This is a genomic window from Johannesbaptistia floridana (genome assembly GCF_057440575.1).
This window is the reverse complement of record NZ_JALKVM010000293.1, coordinates 1-8,944: the sequence shown is the minus strand read 5'-3', so window position 1 is coordinate 8,944 and position 8,944 is coordinate 1. Positions and strand designations below refer to the sequence as shown.

At 39.2% G+C, this 8,944-nt stretch carries 8 protein-coding genes; 6 read left to right on the top strand and 2 right to left on the bottom strand.

The window, feature by feature from the left end:
* Positions 1-351: 351 nt before the first annotated feature.
* From priA to MW688_RS17805, 4 genes are all read left to right on the top strand, one after another.
* Positions 352-2,841, top strand: coding sequence for a primosomal protein N' (gene priA / locus MW688_RS17820; RefSeq protein ID WP_486737360.1), 2,490 nt, complete (start codon positions 352-354; stop codon positions 2,839-2,841).
* Positions 2,838-4,040 carry an anhydro-N-acetylmuramic acid kinase gene (locus tag MW688_RS17815; RefSeq protein WP_486737359.1) on the top strand — a complete coding sequence of 401 codons (1,203 nt, stop codon included), beginning with the start codon at positions 2,838-2,840 and terminating at the stop codon, positions 4,038-4,040. The genes priA and MW688_RS17815 overlap by 4 nt, the downstream gene beginning before the upstream one ends.
* Complete coding sequence (locus MW688_RS17810; protein WP_486737358.1) at positions 4,037-4,480, top strand: hypothetical protein; 444 nt, start codon at positions 4,037-4,039, stop codon at positions 4,478-4,480. Before MW688_RS17815 ends, MW688_RS17810 begins: the two co-directional genes overlap by 4 nt.
* Positions 4,481-4,662: 182 nt before the next feature.
* On the top strand, positions 4,663-6,165 hold the full coding sequence (locus MW688_RS17805) for a serine/threonine protein kinase (protein WP_486737357.1): 1,503 nt from the start codon (positions 4,663-4,665) through the stop codon (positions 6,163-6,165).
* A 509-nt stretch (positions 6,166-6,674) separates the two neighbouring features.
* Here MW688_RS17805 and MW688_RS17800 read toward each other — a convergent pair.
* Positions 6,675-6,869, bottom strand: coding sequence for an NblA/ycf18 family protein (locus MW688_RS17800; RefSeq protein ID WP_486737356.1), 195 nt, complete (start codon positions 6,867-6,869; stop codon positions 6,675-6,677).
* A gap of 521 nt (positions 6,870-7,390) precedes the next feature.
* On the opposite strand from MW688_RS17800, the gene MW688_RS17795 reads away from it, so the two are divergent.
* Positions 7,391-7,870 (top strand): RNA recognition motif domain-containing protein, encoded by a 480-nt coding sequence (locus tag MW688_RS17795; protein ID WP_486737355.1) that lies wholly within the window; start codon positions 7,391-7,393, stop codon positions 7,868-7,870.
* Positions 7,871-7,923: 53 nt separating this feature from the next.
* The gene (rpiA, locus tag MW688_RS17790; protein WP_486737354.1) at positions 7,924-8,637 is read left to right on the top strand and encodes a ribose-5-phosphate isomerase RpiA; all 714 of its coding nucleotides are present in this window, start codon (positions 7,924-7,926) and stop codon (positions 8,635-8,637) included.
* A 42-nt stretch (positions 8,638-8,679) separates the two neighbouring features.
* On the opposite strand, the gene MW688_RS17785 is transcribed toward rpiA, so the two are convergent.
* A partial coding sequence (locus MW688_RS17785) for a hypothetical protein (RefSeq protein WP_486737353.1) occupies positions 8,680-8,944 on the bottom strand: 265 nt, incomplete at its 5' end.

Genomic DNA, 8,944 nt, shown 5'->3' with positions numbered 1-8,944 from the left:
GAACTTTTTCTGAGGTTAATTTAGTACATAAGTACTGGTGGAAGATGTGAGTTGGGGAAGCTTTTAGTATAGATTAGAGTTACATTGTCAGAAAGTTTTTAATACTTCAAATTAAGAATATTTATCAATCAGTGAAAATAGCATCCTGTGTAGGTTGGGTTGAGGAACGAAACCCAACATTAGTTTTATTTTTCTGATATTGTGGTGCGTTAAACTTTGTGTCTGTTTGGTGGCTATAATTGTAGATTAAATAATACTTGAAATTAAGAATATTTATAAATCAGTACAAGAATACTGATAAGCGATAAGCAAGTTATAATAATTGAAGAAAAATTACCCCTTCCTCCTTCTATGCTTACTAACACAACGATTCTACGCGAACCAACCTCTAGTTACTCCACCGCCGATGAAAACCTCAATAACTGGGTGGAGATATTGGTAGATTGCCCAGGAGTGCAGGGCTTATTTACATATAACTTACCTGAATCTATAGTAGTAGAACCAGGTGATATTGTGAGTGTACCCTTTGGCAATAAATTAGTAGGAGGAATAGTAATTCGTCTCCAAAATACACCACCAGCAGATTTACCCCAAGAAAAAATAAAAGACATCGCTGAAGTAATCGCCGCCAAAGTATTCCCTAGCACCTATTGGCAAATACTCACTCAAGTTTCTAGTTACTACGGCACAGACTTATTTAATGTGATTCGCCTTGCCTTACCCCCAGGATTATTGGGAAAATCTCAACGACGCATTAAATTAAATCCCGATAAGATACCCCCAGGGGCAGAAAACTTCTGTAGCCTCTCAGCCCAAAATATACTTAACTTACTCCAGAAACAAAAAACAGGAGGAGATTATAGCTTTCAATATCTACGCAGAGAAATCAAGAGCGCCGATAGAGGCATAAGAGAATTAAGTAAAAAAGGATGGATAACTAGTTACATAGAACCGCCAAAGGTAATTCGCCCAAAACGACAAAAAGCGGTTACAAAAGTAGTTGATAGCTTTCCTCCTGATTTGACTCCAAAACAAAGAGAAGTGTTAGAAGTATTGGGCATGAGAGGGGGAGAATTATGGTTAACAGAATTGATACAAATTGCCCAAACTACTGCATCAACAGTAGAAAACCTGGCTAAAAATGGCTGTGTAGTCATTGAATCAAGAGAAAGACTGCGTTTAGACCAACAGGGTAAAATAACACCAGATAGACCAAAACAACTAACTCAACACCAAGCAGAAGCATTAGAAGTAATCAGAAAACTCACAGGATATGCTCAAGTCTTACTCCATGGGGTAACAGGATCCGGGAAAACAGAAGTATATCTCCAGGCGATCGCACCCCTAGTAGCTGAGGGAAAATCCGTCTTAATATTAGTACCCGAAATTGGTCTTACCCCTCAACTTACGGACCGTTTTCGGGCTCGTTTCGGCAAAAAGGTTTTAGTCTATCACAGTGCCTTAGGAGATGGTGAACGTTACGACACCTGGAGACAAATGCTGAGGAGAGAATCCCACATAGTAATAGGAACTCGTTCTGCTGTATTTCTCCCCATATCTGACTTAGGTTTAATTGTACTCGATGAAGAACATGATTCTAGCTTCCAAGAAAGTCAGAGGATGCCCACCTACCATGCCCGCAAAGTAGCCACCTGGCAAGCTCAACAAGCCAATTGCCCCCTAATCCTCGGTTCAGCGACTCCCGCCAGTGAAACTTGGTATAACTGCCGCCATCAACAACAAAATACCAACAGCTACTACTTATCCTTACCAGAGAGAATCCAATCACGGCCATTACCTCCCGTAGAAATTGTTGATATGCGCCAAGAACTACAAAGAGGTAATCGCTCTCTCTTTAGTGATGCTCTCTACCAAGCCTTAGAAAACCTAGAAGAAAATCAACAGGCAATTCTCTTTATCCCTCGACGAGGACACAGTACTTTTGTATCTTGTCGTAGTTGTGGATATGTGATTGAATGCCCTAACTGTGATGTTTCTCTCTCCTACCACTACACCTACGAAGGAGCCAGCAAATTACTCCGTTGTCACTACTGCAACCATACCAGTTTACAACCAGAAACTTGTCCCGAATGCAGTTCTCCCTACCTTAAATTCTTTGGTAGTGGCACACAAAAAGTATATTTAGAATTAAATCGTCTGTTTCCCCAACTCAGACTAATTCGCTTTGACAGTGATACCACCCGCACCAAAGGCGCCCACCGCAATCTTTTACATCGTTTTGCCCAGGGAGAAGCTGATGTGTTGATAGGTACCCAAATGCTCACCAAAGGCATAGATGTAGCTCAAGTAACTTTGATTGGAGTAGTAGCGGCAGATGGACTCTTACACCGCTCTAACTATCGTACAGCAGAACAAGCTTTTCAAATCTTAACCCAAGTAGCAGGAAGGGCAGGGAGAGGAGAAGAAGAGGGGAGAGTAATTATTCAAACCTACTCCCCAGAACATCCAGTACTAGAGGCGGTAAAAAGTTATAACTATCAAAAATTTATCGAAACAGAATTACAACAAAGAGCTGAGTTAGACTACCCTCCCTATGGTAGTCTCATTTTGATTCGTTTAAGTGGCCTCAAGGAAGCAGAAGTAGAAACCACAGCCAATGAAATCGCCGATGCTTGTATCTCCACCTTCGGTGAAGCAGCAGAAATTTTAGGACCAGCGCCAGCACAAGTAATGAGGGTAGCCCGTCGCTATCGTTGGCAAGTTCTACTCAAGTTTAATCGTCAACCCTTGAATACTTTACCAAATTTACAAAATTTACAACAAATCTGCCCATCATCAGTTAATATGTCTATAAGTGTTGACCCCCTAGAAATTGAGTGAAAGTAATTGGCTTAATGAGTGGCACTTCCGTAGATGGAATTGATGCCGCTTTGGTAGAAATAAAGGGAAAAAATCTAGATATACAAGTATCTGTTTTAGATACGGGGTTTTTCCCCTATCCTGCTCCTTTACAATCTCAAATTTTGGCTGTAAGCAGTGGTAAACCCCTATCAATGGCGGCTTTGGCTGCCCTAGATGAAGCGATAGCCTCCTGTTTCGCCAAGGCAGCCTTGAATTTAGCTAAAAATAACCCAGATGTAGCCTTAATCGGTTCCCATGGTCAAACCGTGTACCATTCACCCCAAAAAGAGCAAAAATTAGGCTATAGCTTACAATTAGGCCGTGGAGCTTCGATTGCTCACTTAACAGGTATTCCCACAGTTAGCGACTTTCGCGCCGCTGATATCGCCGCAGGAGGTCAAGGTGCCCCCTTAGTTCCCAAAGTAGATGCAGCTTTACTGGCCGACACCGAAGAAACTAGATGTATTCAAAACCTGGGAGGTATCGCTAACGTGACTTATTTACCTCCTAAAAAAAACCCTGACTGGGAAAAATCAATTATGGGTTGGGACACAGGTCCAGGGAATATACTCCTGGATTTAGCCGTTAAACAACTAACTCAGGGTAAGCAACACTTTGATAAGAATGGGGAATGGGCATCCCTTGGTAAACCCTGCACTTCTTTAGTTAACCAATGGATAGCAGATAATCCCTTTTTCAGCCAACCACCTCCTAAATCTACAGGGAGAGAATTATTTGGCTTTGCCTATCTCTCTCATTGTTACTCTGATAGTCAAAAAAACCAGCTAAGCAGTGCAGATTGGTTAGCAACCTTGACAGAATTAACAGTGGCGACAATTGTGACTAATTATCAGCTATTTTTACCAAAAATGCCATCTTCTGTCTTACTTTGTGGAGGAGGTAGTTATAACCTCTACCTAAAAAAGCGTCTACAGGCTAAATTAGGAGAAGAAATAACTGTTTGTTCTACAGATAGCTTGGGCATAAGTGCTAAATATAAAGAGGCAATAGCTTTTGCAGTTCTGGCCTATTGGCGCAGGGAAAATAAATATCCAGGAAATTTCCCACAGGTTACAGGGGCCTCACAGGAAATGCTACTTGGCTCGATGAATCAAACTGTAAACACAAAAATTGAAAACTTAACACAAGAAAACTTAACAAAAGGAGCAAAAAGTTGAGCCACAGTTTTTTAGTAGAAACAGGAAGATGGTTCCTAACAGGAAATTGGCAAGATAGTAATCAACCACCAATGAAAATTGAGGGGTTAATCAGTATTGTCTGGGGTGAACCTACCTGGTTTACAATGAGTACAGAGATAACCTTTCCCGATAATAATCACACAGAGATATTAGGGAAATATCGAGGACATTTTCAAAATAATGCCTATCAGTACACCTACGTGTTAAAACAAAACTTATTAGGTAAAATAGAGGGAGAAGGCTGGGTTGCTCCCAATGCCATCATACAACGTTATTGGGTAATAAAAGATAATCAAAGACAAGGGGGCTTTGAAACTTTTTATAAGGTGAATCCTAGAACTTATCAAATGGCAGGAGCGATTTTTAACGGTCATTTTATTACCAGTACCGTAGAAGCAGAATTAGAATTGCAAAGTTAGATTATCAAGCTTAGTTACAAAAATTATTTTTATAACTATATGGAAGAAAACAAATAGGTATATGAGTAAAATGAATTAAGGGCAAATGATCGGCTTTGCTATTGAAAAGTCAAATAGTGTAAGTGGGAAATAATGGTGAAAGTCTCTTTGTTTGATGGGTATGAAACTGGAGTTGAGCTAAGATGAGCACAGATCGCAATCTCAATCGCATAATCGCCAAACGCTACCGTCTAGTAGAATTAATCGGGACAGGAGCAATGGGTTACGTTTATCGTGCAGAAGATAAACTACTAGGGGATACAACTGTAGCTGTTAAATTCCTAGCCCAAACACTATTAAATCAAAAAATGCGCGATCGCTTTGAGAGAGAAGCAACAATCTGTGCTAACTTGGCAGAAAGAAGCATACACGTAGTAGGAGTTAGAGATTATGGAGTTGATGAAAATCGAGTTCCTTACTATGTTATGGAATTTCTCCAAGGAGTAAGTCTTGGAGACATCATTCAAGAACAAAATATTCCTCTCCCTCGTTTTCTCTCTTTAACTCGTCAAATTTGTCTAGGTTTAGAATCCGCCCACAAAGGCATCGTGTTTAAAGGCGAACACTCACCAATCATACACCGAGATATTAAACCAAGCAACATTTATGTACTTGAAGACCCAACTATTGGGGAACTAGTTAAAGTACTAGATTTTGGTATCGCTAAACTGATTAGTTCCGACAACAACCAAACAAATTCTTTTATGGGGACCCTCGCTTATTGTTCTCCAGAACAAATGGAAGGAAAAGAATTAGATAATCGCTCGGATATTTACAGCCTCGGGGTAATGATGTATGAAATGCTTACCAATCAAATGCCCATAATTCCAGAAACCCCCACCTTCCCAGGTTGGTATAAAGCACATCACGAACTGCCTCCCCGAGAATTTAAAGCTAGTTTGAATATTCCCTATGAATTAGAAAAACTAATTTTAAAGTGTTTAGCTAAAAAACCCAATTCCCGCCCTCAGTCTATCACCGAAATTCTCTCTGTTTTAGAAAAAATCAAAACTGAATCACAATTTTTTTCACCTCAGCAGCAATTATCCCTTCAAAACGATAAAATTTTTACTTCTTCTAAAACAGAGATAGTCATCCCTCGTAGAGAAGAATCATATTCAGAAGCTTCTTGGCCAAAGGACAAACCACAACAAAAGATTGTTTTTCCTCGGGTAATGGAGATTAATCAAAAATCATACCCCACCCTCTGGGTAATGTTAGAATATGAAGATATTCGCCATCGCCTCTCAAGTATTCGTTATAATCAATTCTTATACTTGGCTTCTCCCCATCCCATGATTTTGTGGATTACAGTTCTATACCACCAAGAACATGGTCCTCGTTGGTTGCCTTGTTATCTTGATTTAAAAACAGATTTAGGTTTACAAGTAGCCCTGTTACTTTCTAAAACCAGCTCTTACTCAATCCTATTTTTCGCAATCAATGAAGAACCTAAATGTAAGCACGTGATGAAAGCAACTATTGCTAAACGTCAATGCCAACTACTTCGTAACTGGACTCAAGATTCTAGAAGTATTAAATACTTTGGTAAACCACAAGCAAGTAAACGTCATCTTAAACAAGAGTTTGAACATCTCAAACCCAAAATTATCGAAAAACTCCTGAAAGTTCAAACTTTAAATTAAATATCAGTAAAATATAGAAAAATTACTCTTAAAACTCTTCCCTGTTAAAGGTCTATGCTTTATAAACATCTTTCTTAACATAAAACTTGACAAAACCAGTAACTTGTGTATTAGGGCTTTTTCAGATTTTGTCTAATAAAATAATGTATGGCAATATAAATTTAACCAGCAAATTAAGTAATTTTACTTAAAATTTCTCCCCCTGCTATACAAGAGTTTCGTGAGTTCCTTATAAAGGATAGGTCAAAGGTGGGGTTCAAGCTTCGCCGGTTTTCGGCGCTCTTGTCCTACCGCCAATGTTAAGTATAAATACTTAAAAAATAATTTGTTTATTCTGCATTCTTAATTCTTAATTCTACATTTCACCACACCAGCCAATGAGTGGAAAAGATGCAAGACTTGAATAAAGCTCCCCTACATCCCCAGTTTTTTTATCGCTAAACCCAAACTAAAAAACGATAACCTAACAAGAGATAAAGGCAGCATGAGTATTAGGTTTTAACCTTCAGTTAAGTTTGAGGGTTAATATCTAGACCCCACTGATGCTTTAAAAACTCCTTATAAAGATTTTCTCTGACAATCATCTGTTCATACAATTTCACTAAACATTCTTGAGCTTGTTTATGACTCATTTTATCTACTTGCGTTGCAAAAGAGTGTAAGTTAAATTGTTGTTCCAGAGATAAGTTAACTGACTCTGACATAGTAAACTCCTTACTTACTTATTTTTGATAACTTGTAAATAAATATAACAATTATTTGACAAAATGTCCAATCTTTGTATTGAAATCTTAACTATTATACCGAAAGAAAGAGTACTGATGTACTAGTAAGAAAGTAATAAGTAAAAGGTAAAGTTACAGGAGATAACCTGATCTGGTAAAATTAAGTGAAATAAAAAGAAAAAATTTAACTAAATTGTTTAAATTATGTAAAGATTCTGCAATAATTAGAGTAAAGGAGAAAAATTTCGCCAGGTAAGCAGATCTGAAGAAAAGCAACTCAAAAAAGTTCAATGACTACCTATTAATATTTTGTAGAAGATTATTGAAAAAGTGACTATTTTGACGCAAAAAGCTAATTCTGTTAAAATTATGAAGTCAAGACAGCGAAAAGATAGCTGGCCAACAATCTGGACAAAGTCAATAGGTGGAAGTAGTATATCTCTACAAAGAAAGTTTTCATTATCAATTTTTATCAAAACAACATCAGGAGGAAGAAACGAATGCCAGTTCGTCTTTATGTAGGTAATTTACCAACTAAACAACCAATAGAACGGGATGATTTAAAATCTGTGTTTGCAGAATCAAGCGAACTAGTGTCAACCCCAAAAGTACCCACAGACCGCAAAGGTCACTGTAAAGGATTTGCGTTTATCACAGTGGCGAATGAAGATTTAGCAGAGGAAATTATAGAAAAATACAACGGTCAAGAATTCATGGGAAATGCAATCAAAATAGAGAAAGCATTACCTAGAACGAAAACCAAAGAAAAAGAGCCAGAAAAAGAGAGCGGAGAGCACAAAACTAGCTCAGAACAAACACAAACACCAAAACCATCGAAGAAAAGTAATAACAAACGGAACCGTAAGCAGAATCAAACAAATAACCAAAGCGATTCTCAATCAGTTCAACCAGATCCACGTTGGGCAGAGGAATTAGCAATTCTTAAAGAAAGATTGGCAACTCAAACCAGCAATTCATAGTACAATGATTTGTGGTTTCGACCACAAGTAGAAAAAAAAAAGGAGTACTGAGAATGTCTGTAGAGGTTGATCCGGTAAAAGTAATGAAAAAAGAAGTAGGTCTAGCGGCAGCTTCTAGAGTGAAATCAAACTCAATCGTAGGCTTAGGTACGGGATCAACCGCAGCCTATGCAATTGAGTATATAGGCGATCGCCTAAAATCAGGAGAACTAGAAAATATCAAAGGAGTACCTACCTCTTTTCAGTCGGAAGTATTAGCTAAAAAATACGGTATTCCCCTAACTACCCTAGATGCCATAGACCGCATTGATGTAGCCATAGATGGAGCCGACGAAGTAGACCCGGCAAAAAACCTGATTAAAGGCGGAGGAGCAGCCCATACCAGGGAAAAGGTGGTAGATAGCCTAGCGGAATTATTTATAGTTGTAGTAGATAGCAATAAACTAGTAGACAAACTGGGTTCAACCTTTTTACTACCAGTAGAAGTAATTCCCATGGCTTTATCACCAGTGATGAAGGCTTTATCCGAACTTGGAGGGGAACCAGAAATACGGATGGGCATCAAAAAAGATGGTCCAGTGGTCACAGACCAAGGTAATCTAGTCATAGATGTTAAATTTTCTCAAATTGACAATCCCGCAGAATTAGAGTCAAAAATCAACAATATACCAGGAGTATTAGAGAATGGTTTATTTGTGGGTTTAGCAGACTTGATTCTGGTGGGAGAAATTAAAGACGGAAAACCCACCGTCAGAGAAATTAATTAAAGAGAAATGCAACTCAGGCTTTTTCTGCCTGAGTTTTAAAATTTAGGGGCTCTCTTGGCATTTGGTGGTCAAGTGTATTCGTTTGTAGCACATTTCCCCTCTCCCCCTCTCCCTCTCTCCCTCTCTCCCTTCTCCCCCTCTCCCCCTCTCCCCCTCTCCCCCTCTCCCCCTCTCCCTCTCTCCCTTCTCCCCCTCTCCCCCTCTCCCTTCTCCCCCTCTCCCTCTCTCCCTCTCTCCCTCTCTCCCCCTCTCCCCCTCTCCCCCTCTCCCTCTCTCCCCCTCTCCCTCTCTCCCCCTCTCCCTCTCT